Below are 15,844 nucleotides of genomic sequence, written 5' to 3'. Positions count from 1 at the left end.
TCCGGACTCACGATGGCCACCCCCGTTCAGGAGTCGACCTCTGATGCCTCTCCAGGCGCTACGGGCTACGCCCTTCGCGCCTTGAAGACATTAAAAACTTACACCACTCCCCGGGACATCAACAGGCGTAGTCACTTTGTGCGACGAGTGAGTTCACATGTGATCCGAGAAGTCAGCCCTCCGCGCTTGCCGCGAACTGTGTGGAAGGCTAGGTCTGGTATTGCTGCGAGAGAGACGTTGCCTAGGCGGCAGCTTCAGACTGGGTGCGGTCGTTCGGGCATTGGAGGTGAGCAGCCGGTGCCGGCCAGCAGCAGCCGCCCAGACTTCGCCCGTCGCTTCGCCCTCAAGTTCACGCACGCACGTAGCAGGGCTTGCCCGAGGTGTCTCTTCCCCAACCCACCCGCAGAATGCCGCATCGCATCCCGAGGTACCTTCATGCCCCAACCCCGCCTCACCCGCCGCCACCTCCTGGCCGCCGGCTCCCTCACCCTGCTGCACCTCCCCGCCTTCGCCCAGGACTACCCCACCAAACCCGTACGCCTGGTCATCCCCTTCCCCGCAGGCGGCAGCTCCGACGGCATCGGCCGACAGGTCGCCGAGAAGCTCGGCGCAGTCCTCAAGCAGAACGTCGTCGTCGAGAACAAGGGCGGCGCAGGCGGCATCATCGGCGCGGACGCGGTGGCGAAGTCCGCCGCGGACGGCTACACGCTCGTGCTCGTGGATGTGTTCCACACCAGCACACCCATCTACACGCGCAAGATGCCGTATGACGCGGTGAAGGACTTCACGCCCGTCTCGCTGGTCGGCCGCTGCCCTGCGTTCTGGGTGGCCAACCCCGCGTTCGAAGCGAAGAACGGCGCTGACGCCATCGCGTACGCCCGCACGCAGCCGGGCAAGATGACGATGGCCATCGCCGGCACCGGCAGCGTGGTCGTGGACCAGTTCCGCGCGCGCAGCGGCCTGAAGTTCGTGAGCGTGCCGTACCGCGGATCCGCGCCCGCCATCACCGACCTGATCGGCGGCACCGTGCAGACGATGATCACCACGATGGCCAGTGCTGGCGGGCACGTGAAGTCCGGCAAGCTGCGCGTGCTGGCCGTCACGGGCGAGCGCCGCAACGCGGAGTACCCGGACGTGCCGACGTTCGCCGAGCTGGGCATCCGCGGCATGGACTACGAGCAGTGGTTCGGCGTGATGGGGCCGGCCAATCTCCCGCCCGCCGTGGTGGCGCGCCTGTCCTCCGCGATGGAGCAGGTGCTGGCGATGCCCGATGTGCGCGAGCGGCTGGCCGGCATGGCGATGGAAGTCGCGGTCGCCGGCACCGCCGAGATGAAGCGCAAGGTGGAGTCGGATGCGTCGCAGTGGGTGCGGCTGGCGCAGGAGCTGGACATCAAGCCGATCGACTGAGTCAGTCGATCTTCAGGGCAAGCCGCTTCACCACGGGGCTCCACAGGGTTACGGCGGCCGCCAACACCTTGCGGAACTCGTCGGGGCCCGAATCCAGCATCGGCTCGAACCCGCCATCGACCAGCCTCTTCTGGAACGCGGGCTCGGCGACCGCGCTGCGGGTCGCGCTCGCGACGCGATCGATGATGTCCTTCGGGGTGCCCGCGGGCGCGAGTATCCCGAGCGCGCCCGGCGCCGCGAGCCCGGCGTAGCCCATCTCGGCAACCGTGGGAATGTCCGGCGCCGCGGCCAGCCGCTGGCTGCTCGTGACGGCGAGCACGCGGAGTTTGCCCGTGCGGTGAAACTCGAGGACATTGCCGGTGACGCCCGCGATGCCGACCAGCACCTGGCCCGACACCATGTCCGCCAGCGCGGGGCCGGCCCCGCGATATGGCACATCCACCAGGCGCGGCAGCGTGGCCATCGACTTGAAGAGCTCTCCCGTCAGGTGGTTGGATGAGCCAATGCCCACGTGCGCATACGCGAGCTCAGGTCGGTTCTTCGCGTAATCGACCAACTCCGGCAGCGTGCGCACTGGCAAGGTCGGATGGACCGCGATGGCGAGATAACTCACCGCCACGCCCGCAACCGGCTCCAGGTCCTTTGCGGCGTCGTAGAGAGGTTTGGCCTTCAGCAGCATCTCGTTGACGTGCGTGAGCGTGCCGCCCAGCAGCAGCGTGTAGCCGTCGGGCCGCGCGTGCGCCGCCGCGGCAGCCCCGACGGAGCCGCCGCCGCCGCCGAGGTTCTCGATCTCCACGGTGCCGAGGATGCGCTTCATGGAGTCGGCCCAGGGGCGCCCGATGGAGTCGTAGACACCGCCCGGCGGGAATGGGACGATGAGCCGCACGGGGCGCACCGGGTACGCCTGCGCGAACGCGCCGCAAGGTGCGGCGAGGGTAGCGGCCAGGAGCGGGAGCACGTGTCGTCTTTGCATACGAAGCCCTCCTGCTGAAAGAGTAGGCGCTCCGGATGCAGGCCTGTGTACGGTTTCGCACGCCGATGGGATAGTGCGGAACCGCACCGACGAACGGCACTGCCGTGGTGTCAAGTTGACCGCCTCGAGCGGTCCTGGAGGGCGTGAATGCAAAGACGCTATGCAACTCCCGCAATCGCGGCACTCGTCGCAGCGCTCGTCATGCGCACCGCCGGCGCACAGGCGCAGCCCCCCTCGAGGATCCATCGCGTGGCGGTGGTCGAGTACTTGACTGAGGCAGCGGTGCGCCTGGTGAAAGACCTGGTCCTGCGCGAGCTGAACAAGCTGGGCTATGTGGAACGGCGCAATCTCGTCCTCGAGATTCGCTCGCTGCTCGGGATGGACCCGAAAGAGCAGGAAGCCGTCATGGCCGATGTCGTGCGCACCCGGCCGGATGTGATCGTGGTTGCCGGCACCAACGCAGCGCTTCGCGCGGTGAAGGCAACACGCAGCATTCCCGTTGTCATGTGGGCGAGCGTGGACCCCGTCGCCGCGGGTCTCGCGCAAAGCCTGGCGCACCCCGGAGGCAACGTGACTGGCCTGGTCAGCGACGTGGGTGCCGGTGCGGAAGAAAAGCGCATGCAGCTGCTGCTCGAACTCGTTCCCAGGGCGCGTCGCATCGCTTTCGTCGGCGTGCAACCGGACTGGACCAATCCATGGGGCGCTGCCGTTCGCAGCTTCGCCGCCAAACGCGGCGTCGTGCTCGTGTTCGCGGAAGGAACCGGCACATCGGATTTCTCGCGCTCGGTCGAGATCGTCCGGAAGGAGAAGCCGGATGCCGTCTTCGTGGCCTTGAGTGGGGCAACGTCGCAGGCTCGCGCGTTGTTCGGGAGGATGACGGTGGAGACGGGCATCCCCAGCGTGTGCGGGATCGCCGAGATGGCCAACGACGCTTGCGTGATGACGTACGGGCAGAGCTCCGTCGAGTTCATTGCCCGCTCGATGGCGTATGTCGACCGCATCCTGAAAGGCGCGAACGCCGCGGACCTGCCCATCGAGCAGCCGACCCGGTTCCAGCTGGTCATCAACCTGAAGCTCGCGAACCAGATCGGGCTGCAGGTACCGTCCACGCTCCTGATGCGCGCGGACAAGGTGGTCGAGTGAGCCGTGCGCTGGCGGCCATGCGCCGGCCGATCGCGATTCGTCCATGGAGATCGTCCCGCACTTCGAGCGCGCGCCGGGCGTCGCGTACGTCGCGATCAGGCCGGTGGACGAATCGCCAGCCGATCGACCAGCGCCTCCAGTTCGTCGAGGTCGAAGGGCTTCCTCAGCGGATGCGCGGTAGGCCCGAGCGAGGTGGCGGCCTGGCTCGAGTCATGCCCGGAGCAGACGATCACCGGCAGCGCCGGGTCGTGCCGCAGGGCCTCGCGCGCCAGGTCGAGGCCCGAGCCATCGGGCAGCTCGATGTCGGTCATCAGCAGGTTCACCTTCTGCTCGCGCAGCGCCTCGCGCGCGCCGGCGCCGTCGGCGACGCACACCACTTGGCGCCCGGCGGCGGCGAGCAGCTCGGCGAACGTCTCGCGGACCAACGCGTCGTCCTCGACGTAGAGAATGACGAAAGGGTTGGCGGCCATCATTTCGTCTCCGAAGACCACGGGAAGTTGATGTAGGTGTCGCGCGTGTCGAAACAGATGTTGCCGTACATCTTCAGGTACGACGCACGCCGCGCCGGGTCCGCATATACCGCGCCGGGGTCGGCCGTGTCGCGCTCGTAGTCCGCGATGTTGCTGCGCGTGAGCGCCTTGGGCAGGATGTCCATGGCCTGCGGGATGGACTTTCCCTCCAGCCAGTCGGCCGCGTGCTGGCCCATCGCATAGCCGAAGATGGACGACGCCAGGCTGATGCTCGCCTTGTAGGGGCCGTCGCCCTTCTTGATTTCGACCACCGCTTCGGGTTCGCCGTCGATGCCGCCCAGGAACTGGTCCGCGCGCGCCTTGCCCGCTTCGCGCAAGGCCGCCAGTGCGCCCAGCACCACCGTGTCCGCGCCGAGCACCACGTCGATGTTCGGCTGCGCGAGCAGGATGGTCTTCATCGTGCGGTAGCCGCCCTCCTTGTCGACCGTCGCGGGCGATATGTCGGCCACGAGCGTCACCCCGGGCAGGGTGCGCAGCGTGTCCCGCATGGCCGTGAAACGTGGCGCGAGGAATTGCAGGCCGTCATGCGTGAGCAGAACGACCTTGGCCTTGCCGCCAAGCCGCGTACGGATGTAGTGGGCTGCTGCATCGGCCAGGACCTTGCCGGTGAGGTATTGCGGTGCGTTCAGCACCGAAGTCGCCGGCGGCGGCACGATGGCCCCCACATAGGCGCCCGCGCCGATCACCTTCTTCAGGCCCGGGGCCAACGATGGCGGGTCGATCGGCGCCACCACGATGGCGCCCGTCTTGTCCGTGGCGATGCCGCCCACGTGCTTGATCATGAGCGCAGGGTCGTTGTTGGCAAAGGCAACGCTGTAGGCGAGGCCTCGCGCCCGCGCGGCGGCCTCGAGGCCGCGGCCCACGCCTTGCATGAATTCGCGCCGGTTGTCCTGCACGAAGACCAGCTTCTTCTGCAAGCCGGCGGCGGTCGGCGCCCTGCAGGCGTGCCGTGCCGGGTCGTAAGCCGGCAACTTGACGGGCACCGTCAGCCCCTCGCCGCCGGCGGCCAACGCGGCGCCACCGAGCCACAAGAGCGCAGCAACTGCAGCCAGTCGAGATTTCATTACCATGTGATTACACGTTCGCGGTGGTCAGCACCAGCCGGGCGACGGTACCCGGCGCGCGATTAATGTATTCCACCCGGGTCTGCAGCGCGGACGCCATCGTCTGGATGATCTTGCTGCCCAGCCCGGTGCCAGCATGCGGGGTGTTCGGCGCGATCCCCACGCCGTCGTCTTCCACCGTCAGCTCGGCTTTGCCGTCTTCCAGCCGCTTCAACCGCACCCGCACCTCGCCGGGCTGGTCCTCGGGGTACGCGTATTTGAAGGCGTTGGTCACCAGTTCCTGCACGGCCACGCCCAGGCTGACACTGGCGTCGGTGCGCAGCGACACCGGCTCCAGGTAGCACTTGAGGATGGCGGTGTGGCCGTCCTTCTTCATCGCCGTCTCGAGGTTGCCCAGCATCGCGCCCAGGTAGTCGTTCAGCGCCACGTTCGTCACGTCGCCGGATGTATAGAGGCTCTTGTGGATCAGCGAAATGGCATTGATCCGCGATTGCGTTTCTGCCAATGCATCCTTGGCCGCCGGATCGGCGACGGAGCGCATCTGCATCCGCACCAGCACCGCCACCAGCTGCAGGCTGTTGGCGACGCGGTGGTTGACCTCGGCCAGCAGCACTTCCGCGCGTTCACGCGCCAGGGCAAGATCGGCCGTGCGGGCCTTCACACGTTCTTCGAGGGTGAGATTGACGGCCCGTACTTCGTCGCGAGCGAGTTTCAATTCCTGCGCGCTGCGGTAGACGGTATGGACCACCGCGAACACCACCAGGACGATCACCACGGCGGCGCCCGCCGATATCCAGCGCAGCAGCGATGCATTGCGCTGCTGCTCCGCGCTGTTGAGCGTCCCGTTCTCGTCGGCGCTCAGGATCGCGCCATAAAGGAAAACGTTGATTTCATCCATCAGCGCCTTGCCGCGATTGCGCTGCAGGAGTGCCATGGCCTCGGCGTCGCGGCCGGCGCTTTTGAACGCGATGCTGGAGTCCATGTCGGCGATCTTCTGGCCAACGGCTTCCGACAACCGGGGCAGCATGGCCCGGTTCGGCGCATCGGCCGGAATCATCCGGCCCAGGTCCTCCAGCTCCTGCCGCGCCCGCGTCTTGGCCGTGTCGTAAGGGGCAAGGTAGATGGCGTTGCCGGTCAGCAGGAAGCCGCGCTGGCTCGATTCCGCCGTGCGCAGGTGGTCGCGCAGCTCCACCGCCGTGATGCGGATCGTGCGCTGCAAGGCCGATTGCTCCAGGAGGCTGTTGCCGCGTTCCACCAGCCAGATGGTGGTGCCCACGATGACGATCAGCGCCAGGAAGCCGATGGTGAGGCCCGCGCCAACGCCTACCGCCAACCGGGTTCGGCCGAACATCTATCGACTTTCAAGGGGTTGGGTGGACAGGGGCAAGCTGTCACTGATCATAAGACACGGCCGCGCTGGCGGGGTGCCTCGGCAGACGAACGAACAACGTTGCGCCGTTGACCGCCGGCCGAAGTTCGGGCGCCCGCGCAGCGCCCGGAAACTGCTCGCCCAGGCTTCAGTGCAACAGCGCCGGCTCCGGCACTTGCTCGCGAAGAGCGCGCACCGCGTCCTGCAGCCGCACGACCTCGGCCAGCGCGGCGTCGACGCGATCGCTGGGTGCGCCCGCCTGCTGCAGGTCGAAGGCTCGCTCGAAAGCCTTGTCGGCACGCTGGCTCAGCAGCGTGAGCTGCGCACGCACATGGGCGATGTCAGAAGCCTGGACGGTGGTTGTCATCCCGTTCTCCCTGGTCGGTGAATGGACGCAGTCTCGACACGATCCCGGGGTGGGTCTGTAGGCGCACGGACACGGCTGGAGTGAGTGGCGGGCGGTGGCAACTGTCGGTTCCCTCGCGCCGGCCTCCTCATTCAGCGGTCTTCACGAGGAACGCGCGGACGGCCTGCGCAACGCGGTCCGGCGCCTCGATGGGGCCGACATGCGGAACTCCCGCAAGCTCGACCTGTCGTGCGTTCGCGATGTCTTTGGCCAGTTCGAACGTGGCCGCGGGCGGAATGAGCCTGTCGCGCGTTCCCGCCATCAGCAAGGTTCGCGCGGAGACTCGCGAGAAGTCGATCGAAGGCGGGTTCACGAGCACGCGCGAGCGCCGCAACTGTTGCTCCGCGCTGCGCGTCGTTCCCCGGAAGATCTCGATCACTTCGGGGTGCGCAGATAGATAGTCCTGCGTGAAGAACCACGTGGCGATCGCGGCGGCGTTGCGTTGCGCGTCGGTGCGCAGGCGCGCGAGCTCCTGCACCGCTTGCGGGTTGACCTCGGCGACGGGGCGGCCGACTCGCCAGGTGCTGCCGAGGATCAGGCGGTCGACCACATCGGGATGACGAGCCGCGAGCACCTGCGCAATCTGGCCGCCGAACGACGTGCCATAGACGTTCGCGCGGCTTGCGCCTGACGCGCCTGCGATGTTGCGGATCAGGTCCGCGGCATCGTCGGCAAGGTCGACGAGACCATACTCGGTGTCGCTGTTCTCCGTCCGGCCGGAATCGCGCTGGTCGTAGGCCACCACCGAGAAGTCCATCGCGAGTGCGCCCATGAGCGCTTCGAACATCGAGGAGTCCGCTTCGGCACCATGGATCATGACCAACAGCGGGCCCCGGCCCTGCGCTCGATAAGCCGTCCGCGTTCCGTTGGCATCGACAAAATTCATTCGGGCACCTCGAAGGTCAGTTCGATCTTCGAGCCCACAGGGTCGCGAAGGAAGATCTGCTGCAGCGGCCACCCCGGCACGGGCACGTCGTCGAACGCGACGCCCAAGGACTTCAAGCGCTGCCGCGTCGCCTCCAGCCCTCGCGTATGCAGCGACACGTGGTCGAATCCACTGGACGCCACTTCCGCAGGGTGGTCCTCGCGCAAGATCGCTGCCAGGTGCACCACGGCCTGTTCACCGACATACATCCAGTGGCCCGGGAAGCCGAATGCCGGCCGCGGACCCGGCTGCATCCCGAGCACGTCGCTGTAGAAAGCCTTCAGGCCTTCCAGTTGCGCCGGCGTGCATCGGATCGTGAAGTGGTGGATGCCCAAGACCTGCGGCGCGGCCTTCATTCGCGTGCGCCCCTGCCCAGCACCTGCTGCAGCGCGGCCGTCACTTCGCTGGCGGCGTCTGCCGGGAGCCATGCAGCGCGATAGCAGACATGGCCGTCGGGTCGCACGAGCGCCGCACCGCGCATGCCCATCTGGAAACCATCTTCAGGATCGATCCGCGGCAACTGGCGGAACTGCACGTCCACGCCCGCGGCTTGCGCGGCCGCCGCGGCAGCGCGCTCCCACTCATATCCCAGCGGCCCCGCGACCAGCACGAACTGCCGGTCGAACCAGTCCAGCGTGGATCGCTTGCGCGCCGAGTCCAGCCACATGTGCGGGAACCGCGAGCCGGGCCTGTCGGTCGGTTGGTAGACGCGCGAATTGAGCGGCTTGGCCACCGTGCCATCGGGCACCACCGCATCGCTCACATAGCTGAAGCCGAAGGACTGGCCGATGCTGTGCAGGTGGTTGTCCGTGTCGGCGATCCAGAAGGCGATGCGGTCCTCGTTGCCCGAGCGGATGGCCTGGTCCACCAGGTCGAACCTCAGGCGGTTGGCGAAACTGAAGTCCGCGTTCGATTCCGCCACCGGACGCCGTTCCGCTTGATAGGAATCCAGCAGGTGTTCCGCAGCCCTGTCCTTCAGCACATACGCGAGCTTCCACGCGAGGTTGTGCACATCCTGCACGCCCGAGTTCAGGCCGAAGCCGCCGGTTGGCGGGAAGCGGTGCGCGGCGTCGCCCACCAGGAACACGCGCCCGCGGCGGAACTCCTTGGCGACCTGGCGGCTCACGCGCCACGTGGAGCGGTTGATGATCTCCACCTCGAGGTCCGGAATGCCCGTGTGCTCGCGCGCCATCGCGACGACTTCCTCATCGGTCCACGGATGCGCTCGCTCGTCTTCGGTGCGGCCGATCTGCGTCACCGTCAGCCAGCGGTCCTTGCCGTCGGTGTTGAGGATCGACGCGACCGGCACGCCGGGCTTGGACGGCACCACGCGGATCATCGCGGCTTCGCGCGCGATGGGCAGCCGCGAAAGGTCCGCGCGCCAGTAGTCGTTGGCCATCACCGCGATCGTCGACGGGCCGCTGAATTCGATGCCGATCTTGCGCCGCACCGAGCTGCTCGCGCCGTCGGCACCGATGAGGTACTTCGCGCGCCAGCGTGTCTCCTCGCCCGTCGCGACGTTGCGAGTGGTTGCGGTCACCTCGCGTTCGCCCACGTCGAAGTCGAGGCATTCCGTGGCAAACAGGATCTTGCCGTGGCGCGAGTTGCGCACGACGGCGTAAAGCTCTTCCTCCACGGCGTCCTGCGCCACCACCGCCTTCCACGCCGGCGTGCGGCACGGGATGTCGGGCTCGGGCATGGTGCGGCCGTACTCGCGGCCGGCGATGCTCTCCACGTAGGCGAACACGTCCGTGCCGTCCGGTAACCCGCGCGCGCGCACCTTGTGCTCGATACCCCACTGGCGGAACAGCTCCATGGTGCGCGGCCAGCAGCCGCGCGACTTCGGGTGGTCGGTGGTGTGCGCGCTGCGCTCGACGACCACGAAGGGCACTTCGAACCGATCGAGCATGAGGGCCATGGCCAGGCCGGCGGGCCCGCCGCCGACGATGAACACCTGCGTGGACTGGATGGATGACGATGGCATGCGGTGTATCTCCAATTTGGGTGTGGTGGCTCAGTCCAGCTTGATGGCGAGCGGCCCGATGTCCTTGCGGTGGCGGCGCAGTTCCTCGGCGTTGAGTTCGGCGAACTGCTGCGGGGCCATGTTGGTGATGGTTGCGCCCATGGTTTTCATCGCGGCGACGTATTCAGGCCTGCGCGAAGCGGCGACGACGTCCGCATGGATGGACTGCACGAGCGCAGCGGGCATGCCGGCCGGGCCGAAGAGGCCGCCCCACGAGGGAATGTCCACGTCCTTGAAACCGAACTCCGCCACGGATGGAACGTTGGGCAGTTCGGGGATGCGCTGCGGCCAGCTGATGGCCAGCGCTCGCACTTTGCCCTCCTGGATCAATTGCATCGAAGGTGAAGTGCCGAACCACGTGAGATCGACGTGCCCGCCGAGCAGGTCGGGAAACGGGGACCCTTTGTACGGCACGTGCATGAGGTCGACACGCGCGGCGCGCGCGAACAGCGCGCCCACGAGGTGCGTGGTGTTGCCCGGACCCCAGGACGCATAACTCACGGTGCCCGGCTTGGCCTTGGCCTCCGCGAGCACATCGGCCAGCGTCTTGAAGCGCGAGTCCGCGCGCGTGAGCAGCACGAACCCCGGCGAGACGAGCAGTTGCGTGATCGGCGTGAAGTCGCGCGACACGTCGTAGGGCAGCTTCGAATACAGCACGGCGTTCGTGTTGTGCCCGCCCGTGGTGAAGAGCATCGTCGAACCATCCGGCCTGGACCGTGCCACTTCCGAGGTGCCGATGATGCCGGCCGCGCCGGCCTTGTTGTCGACGATGTAGTTGCGGCCCGTCGACTGCCGCAGCGCCTCCGCGAGCACGCGCGCGATGGCGTCGATCGGGTTGCCCGCGGGGAAGGGCACCACAATGCGCGTCACGTTGTCCTGCGCGAGGACGCGCCGGCCGAACAGCGTCCCAGTTGCTGCGACGCCTGCAGCCTTCAGCAGGGTTCGACGGCCAGGGCTGGCCACGGTGAGGATGTTCTGGGCTCGTTGCATGGTGCTCCTGGTGTCGCGCGTTAACGCAGTAGAATTCGCTTTAGTGAAGCCATTGTTAACGCAAAGAAAGTTGCTTTAATGAGGGAAAACCCTGAAGAACTTGCCGTGGCCGACGAAGGGCCGCGCAGGCGCATGGGCGGGCGCAGTGCACGCGTGCTCGACGCCGTTGCCAATGCCGTGCTGGAAGAGCTGGGCGAGAGCGGCATCGAGGAGTTCTCGATCCCTCGCGTAGCAGCGCGCGCCGGCGTGAGCAGCTCGTCGGTCTATCGGCGTTGGCCGAACAAGGCGACGCTGATCGCGTTCGCCGGCGACCGCATGGCTCGCGAAACGATTCCCTTCCCGGACCTCGGCTCGCTGCGGCAAGACTTGCTGCGTGTGCTGCAGGAAGTGGTGGAGACTTTCCGCGACCCCAAGAGCCGCGCGTTGATCGCGATGGCCTTCAGCGGCAGCGATTCGCCGGACGTGCAGCGCGCGCAGACCACGTACTGGCAGATGCGCGTGCAGGAGCAGCAGCCGATGTTCGACCGCGCGATTGCCCGCGGCGAGATCTCGCCCGATACCGATACGGGCGCCATCATCGAGCGCGCAGCGGGGCCGCTGTACTTCCGCTTCTTCATCAGCCGGCTTGCGATCACGCAGGCATTCCTCGAGCAGCTGGTGGATGCCGCACTCGCGCCCGTGCTCGCGCAGAAGCCGCGTCGACGCTGATCCCACGCTTTACATCAGCCTCCCACAGGACTAACGTTATTGCCCCCATTCCAACCAGGAGACAACCATGGCGAACTTCGTCCTCGTCCACGGTGCGTGGCACGGCGGCTGGTGCTATCGCGACACTGCGAAAGCGTTGCGCGCGGCGGGGCATGACGTCTTCACGCCCACGCACACGGGCGTGGGCGAGCGTGCGCACCACTCTTCACAGGCCATCACCCTGGAGACGCACATCCGCGACGTCTGCGGCTGCATCGAGGCCGAGGAACTCTCCAGCGTCATCCTGTGCGGGCACTCTTACGGCGGCATGGTGATCACGGGCGTGGCGGACCGCATCCCCGGCAAGATCAAGTCGCTGGTGTACCTCGATGCGTTCGTGCCGCAGCACGGGCAGAGCCTCAACTCGCTGCTGCCCCTCGCGCTGGGGCCCGAGATCGCCGACGTGTTCCTCGGCGCCTTCCGCGGCGCGGCACTCGAGGGCAACAGCGGCCTGATGCAGCCGATCCCCGCGGAGAAGTTCAACATCGACGCCGTCAACCGCGAGTGGGTCGACCGGCGCTGCGTGCCGCAGGCGCTGGCCACATTCGAATGCCCCATCCTGCTCACGGGCGCGGGCGCCGCGGTCAAGGAGCGCGTCTACATCCTGGCGGACGGCTGGGACCCGAGCCCGTTCCGTTACTTCGCGGCCCGGTGCGAAGGGCAGCCGGGCTGGCGTGTCACCAAGATGGCGTGCAGCCACGACGTGATGGTCGACAGGCCGCAGGAGCTGGCGAAGGAGTTGATGAAGCTGGCTTGATCGGTGTCAGAACGCCGCGAGAGTCAGTTCAACCCGCATCAGGTCCGTCAAGGCAAGTGCTGCGAAGGGCGCGTTGAGTGGATGTCAGGTGCGGATCGGCAGCGCGACTCGGGGCTCAAGAGCTTCGAGTTTCGCGTGCGCTTTCAGGATCTCTTGGTAGAGATCGACATGCTTCGGAGCCTTCACCGTGACAACGAGCGCATACCGGATCTTAGTTGCGCTGCCACCTGCGTTGGCACCGCCGTCGCGCGCGTTGTAATGGACATCGAATACCGACCCGTTCAGGCTTGTGCCCCGGAAGGTGTGCTCGGCATGGAGCAGCGTTTCCCATTTGCCGAGGTCGTTCCGCATCTCCGCTTCAGTTCGCCATTCGTTTGAAGGGAAGAAGCTGTAGCTGTTCGGTTGTTTCGCCTTGAGCTTGAACTTCGTGATGTCGGGACGGAACGTGATGTCCAGGCCGGCCTTCGTGTACGCGGTGGCGTCCTGCGGATCCACGGGTGTGGCGTAGCAGAATGTCGCAGCAATGTCGACGTTGCCCTGCAACCCTCCGGGCGGGAGCGGGACGGGCGCACGCAGGTATTTTCCAGGCGTGAGCTCGCCTTGATAGATGATCCGCGCGACCCCATCGCTGCACGTGATGATCCTGTTCACATCGGAAGGCACGCGGCCCCAGCCCACCTCCTCGGCACCTTCGTGAAGGCTGTCCTCCGCACCATGCACCAGCAACGCCTTGATCGTCAGCGGATGAACGTCGGTCCCAAGGATGGCGCGTATTCCGACTGCGGAGCGAAGCGCGAGCGGCGCGGCGAAGCTCGTGCCCAGCTGCGTCGCCAAGCTGCGCCGCTTCCCCGGTGCGACGACGTGGAAGTACTCCTTGGGCGAGCCGCCGAAGGCCACCACGTCCGGCTTGCGGCGGCCGGGACTGCGGCCGGGGCCGCATGCGCTGTAAGCAGCGCGGGACCAGCCGGTGCCGGCGTGATCAACCGCACCCACACACAAAGCGTTGACGCTGTCGGCCGGCACTTGGATGCGATTGAGGCCCAGCACCTCGTCGCCTTCCCCGTTGTTGCCTACTGCGACGCTCATAAGGGTAGAACCGTCGCTGAGGATGTGATCGATGACGGCCGTCCAGGCGTGCACGTCGGAATCCTCGACGCACAGATCGGGCCCGAGGCTCAAGTTGATGAATTGATAGTTCTGGGAGAGCAGGACCGCCTCGACGTGCCCAAGGGTGCGGTACAGCTCGTATGGATCTTCGCCGTCTGAGTCGGCATCGAGCACGCGGTGGTGGTCCACCGCTGCATACGGGCGCTCGGCGCGCCGTCCCGGTTCGATCGGCCCGAAGAGCAATGCGGACGTCACCGCCAGACCGTGCTCGTTGTACTCTTGAACGTCGTCAGCATCCTCGTCGGCGAGGAAGTATCGTCGCACAAAGCCACCAAGCACATGCTCGTCGGGCAGGCCGCCGTCCAGAACAGCTACTTTCGGTTCGCGCGAGAGCGGCTCCGCACTCGGAAGCTCGAACGCCACCGGTAATTTGGTGCTGCGAAAGATTGGGCGAGCGCTACGCAGGCGCGGCATGGGCCGCACGACCCTGATCAGGGTGAACAGTGCAAGCTTGGACAAGTGTTTCTTCGGACCTTCTACTGGCACGAAGAGGAGGCGGCCGGCCTCGAACTCGAAGCGATCGTCTACCTTGAAGCCGCACTCCTGAGCGTAGACGCTGAACTGCGCGCGTACACGCCTAGCTGAATCGCCAGGGGGAATGTGCAGCCCCACCTCGAACACCTCTTTCGCCGCGCCTTCGCCGGCCGGGCGTAGCCGGTCGGCCGGTGTCATTGGCTCGATGCTTTCTATCTGCGCGAACTCCTGGGCTGCGGGCATGTCGGCAGTCAAGAGGCGGGCCTGCTTCACGAGCCGGCGAAGCGCCGTGCGTGGCCCCGCGACAAACAGCTCCGTCGTGTCCGCTTCCGCCGGAGCAGTTTTCGCAACCACCTTGCGAGGGCGAATGCGCCGATTTCGGCTTCCCACAGAGACCAAACCAGCCTGCTGCAGCAGCACGCGGGGGAAGTAGCTCTTGGCGATGTATGCCGGGTGCAACGTAATGCGCGCTACGGCCTGATCATCCGGGCACGCACTTTCCGGCAGCGCCGAGAACAATGCATTGGCCGCCTCCAGTTGCGGAATCAACGTCGCCTTCGCCTCAGCCAGCGTGTACGGATGCTTCTTCTCGGAAGGCTTCTTCTTTGGCGCGTCGATGCCGAAGGTCAGAAGCTCACCTCTCCCGATGAGGTATCTTGGTGCAGTCGCCATTTACTTCAGTCCCCTTCCTCTTCGGGGCGAGGGCCCCGCGTGTCGTCGGATGGTGTCGCGAGCAACACCGGTCAGCTTGCTCACGTCCTGATGCGTGTGCTGCCCGCTCTTCGCAAGGTCGATTGCAAGCGCCAGCCGTTGCGCCTTGCTGAGACTGGCCATCCCGTCGCCAAGCAACTGGCCAACGAGCAGTTGTGCGTCGGCTTCATTCAGCGCGTGACGTCGACGTAGGGCCGTGATTGAGCGCTGGACATCCGACAGGGACGCGTCTGCCAAGGTGGAAGAGAGCGCGTCCACCCACGGCTCGAACGTGGCGAGGTCTTCGCCCAAGAACCGGCGAACCGCCGCGCTGACTGCCGCAGGTTCCGACTTTCCGAACTGCACGACAGCTTCAAAGCGGCGCCACAACGCGGGATCCACCAGTTCAGGGTGGTTGGTGGCGGCCAGGAGAAGCCCCGTCGCGGGCCACTGATCAACCTCCTGCAGGATGACGGTCACGAGGCGCTTGAGCTCACCGATGTCCGATTCGTCGCTTCGCCGCTTCGCGATCGCATCGATCTCATCGAGCAGCAAGACCGCGGAGTTTGCCTTCGCGTGGTCCAACGCGGCGCGCAAGTTGTTGCCCGTCTTGCCGAGCAGGCTGCTCATGACGGCGGTTAGATCCAGTACCCACAGGGGCTTGCGCAGGCGCGCGGCGATCCAACGGGCAGACAGGGTCTTGCCTACACCGGGGGGACCGACGAGGATGGCCGAACGAGTCGGGGTGATGCCCTTTGCAGCGAGGCGATCACTCTCCAGGCGCTCAAGCACGATCGACTCGATCTGGCGGTGTACCGATGCAGACAGAAGCGGCGGCTCCAGACCCCGGCGGTCGTCGAACTCGCGGATGAGCGCCAACCTCGAATCGCTGTCCACTGGTGGCGGACTAAACGCTGGCGCCGAGGGAGAGTCGGCGCGCCGCAGCGCACCTCCTGCGCCACGGGTTTGCGAGCTCTTCAGAGCTTGGTCGAGCTGTGCCGCCAAGTCGGGGCGCTTCTGCCGGTACTTTCGAACGAAGCGAGCCAGAAGCAGCCGAACGTCCTCATGCGCATCTCCGGCTGCCAGCCGGGCTAGACTGGCGAGATCCTTCTCAATTTCATGGAATTCGTCAGCGGTAGCCGCCATTGGTTGGTTCTGTCCCTGAAGTTGATTGAATGG

15 protein-coding genes are annotated in these 15,844 nt (G+C 66.4%); 4 read left to right on the top strand and 11 right to left on the bottom strand.

Going from position 1 to position 15,844, the window contains the following annotated elements; all coding sequences use genetic code 11:
* Positions 1-435: 435 nt before the first annotated feature.
* Positions 436-1,407, top strand: coding sequence for a Bug family tripartite tricarboxylate transporter substrate binding protein (locus H8R02_RS27455; RefSeq protein ID WP_187084772.1), 972 nt, complete (start codon positions 436-438; stop codon positions 1,405-1,407).
* Between the two features lies 1 nt (position 1,408).
* Here the strand turns inward: H8R02_RS27455 and H8R02_RS27450 are convergent, their stop codons facing one another.
* Positions 1,409-2,380: a Bug family tripartite tricarboxylate transporter substrate binding protein gene (locus tag H8R02_RS27450; protein WP_187084770.1), complete on the bottom strand. Its 972-nt coding sequence runs from the start codon at positions 2,378-2,380 to the stop codon at positions 1,409-1,411.
* A gap of 147 nt (positions 2,381-2,527) precedes the next feature.
* Between H8R02_RS27450 and H8R02_RS27445 the strand changes: the two genes are divergently transcribed.
* The gene (locus tag H8R02_RS27445; protein WP_187084768.1) at positions 2,528-3,523 is read left to right on the top strand and encodes an ABC transporter substrate-binding protein; all 996 of its coding nucleotides are present in this window, start codon (positions 2,528-2,530) and stop codon (positions 3,521-3,523) included.
* Positions 3,524-3,618: 95 nt separating this feature from the next.
* Here the strand turns inward: H8R02_RS27445 and H8R02_RS27440 are convergent, their stop codons facing one another.
* The 8 genes from H8R02_RS27440 to H8R02_RS27405 form a co-directional block, all read right to left on the bottom strand.
* Positions 3,619-3,996 carry a response regulator gene (locus H8R02_RS27440; RefSeq protein ID WP_187084767.1) on the bottom strand — a complete coding sequence of 126 codons (378 nt, stop codon included), beginning with the start codon at positions 3,994-3,996 and terminating at the stop codon, positions 3,619-3,621.
* Positions 3,993-5,117: a sugar ABC transporter substrate-binding protein gene (locus H8R02_RS27435; RefSeq protein ID WP_222622668.1), complete on the bottom strand. Its 1,125-nt coding sequence runs from the start codon at positions 5,115-5,117 to the stop codon at positions 3,993-3,995. Before H8R02_RS27435 ends, H8R02_RS27440 begins: the two co-directional genes overlap by 4 nt.
* A 10-nt stretch (positions 5,118-5,127) precedes the next feature.
* Positions 5,128-6,468 carry a sensor histidine kinase gene (locus tag H8R02_RS27430; RefSeq protein WP_187084763.1) on the bottom strand — a complete coding sequence of 447 codons (1,341 nt, stop codon included), beginning with the start codon at positions 6,466-6,468 and terminating at the stop codon, positions 5,128-5,130.
* Between the two features lie 166 nt (positions 6,469-6,634).
* Positions 6,635-6,853 carry a hypothetical protein gene (locus tag H8R02_RS27425; RefSeq protein WP_187084761.1) on the bottom strand — a complete coding sequence of 73 codons (219 nt, stop codon included), beginning with the start codon at positions 6,851-6,853 and terminating at the stop codon, positions 6,635-6,637.
* 127 nt (positions 6,854-6,980) lie between these two features.
* Positions 6,981-7,709: an alpha/beta fold hydrolase gene (locus H8R02_RS27420; RefSeq protein WP_255429598.1), complete on the bottom strand. Its 729-nt coding sequence runs from the start codon at positions 7,707-7,709 to the stop codon at positions 6,981-6,983.
* Between the two features lie 65 nt (positions 7,710-7,774).
* Positions 7,775-8,173 carry a VOC family protein gene (locus tag H8R02_RS27415; RefSeq protein WP_187084757.1) on the bottom strand — a complete coding sequence of 133 codons (399 nt, stop codon included), beginning with the start codon at positions 8,171-8,173 and terminating at the stop codon, positions 7,775-7,777.
* Positions 8,170-9,801, bottom strand: coding sequence for an FAD-dependent monooxygenase (locus H8R02_RS27410; protein WP_187084755.1), 1,632 nt, complete (start codon positions 9,799-9,801; stop codon positions 8,170-8,172). The genes H8R02_RS27415 and H8R02_RS27410 overlap by 4 nt, the downstream gene beginning before the upstream one ends.
* A gap of 30 nt (positions 9,802-9,831) precedes the next feature.
* On the bottom strand, positions 9,832-10,830 hold the full coding sequence (locus H8R02_RS27405) for a Bug family tripartite tricarboxylate transporter substrate binding protein (RefSeq protein WP_187084753.1): 999 nt from the start codon (positions 10,828-10,830) through the stop codon (positions 9,832-9,834).
* A gap of 78 nt (positions 10,831-10,908) precedes the next feature.
* Here H8R02_RS27405 and H8R02_RS27400 point away from each other — a divergent pair, with 78 nt between their 5' ends.
* Together H8R02_RS27400 and H8R02_RS27395 are read left to right on the top strand one after the other, a co-directional pair.
* Positions 10,909-11,538, top strand: a complete 630-nt coding sequence (locus H8R02_RS27400) for a TetR/AcrR family transcriptional regulator (protein ID WP_187084751.1) — start codon at positions 10,909-10,911, stop codon at positions 11,536-11,538.
* Positions 11,539-11,605: 67 nt separating this feature from the next.
* Positions 11,606-12,334 carry an alpha/beta fold hydrolase gene (locus tag H8R02_RS27395; protein WP_187084749.1) on the top strand — a complete coding sequence of 243 codons (729 nt, stop codon included), beginning with the start codon at positions 11,606-11,608 and terminating at the stop codon, positions 12,332-12,334.
* A gap of 84 nt (positions 12,335-12,418) precedes the next feature.
* Here the strand turns inward: H8R02_RS27395 and H8R02_RS27390 are convergent, their stop codons facing one another.
* Positions 12,419-14,647: a S8 family peptidase gene (locus H8R02_RS27390; RefSeq protein ID WP_187084747.1), complete on the bottom strand. Its 2,229-nt coding sequence runs from the start codon at positions 14,645-14,647 to the stop codon at positions 12,419-12,421.
* Complete coding sequence (locus tag H8R02_RS27385; protein WP_187084745.1) at positions 14,648-15,811, bottom strand: AAA family ATPase; 1,164 nt, start codon at positions 15,809-15,811, stop codon at positions 14,648-14,650.
* Between the last annotated feature and the right edge of the window lie 33 nt (positions 15,812-15,844).

The sequence above is a fragment of the Ramlibacter albus genome (assembly GCF_014297445.1).
GTDB classification, from domain to species: domain Bacteria; phylum Pseudomonadota; class Gammaproteobacteria; order Burkholderiales; family Burkholderiaceae_C; genus Ramlibacter; species Ramlibacter albus.
This window is presented reverse-complemented; position numbering and strand designations above follow the sequence as displayed.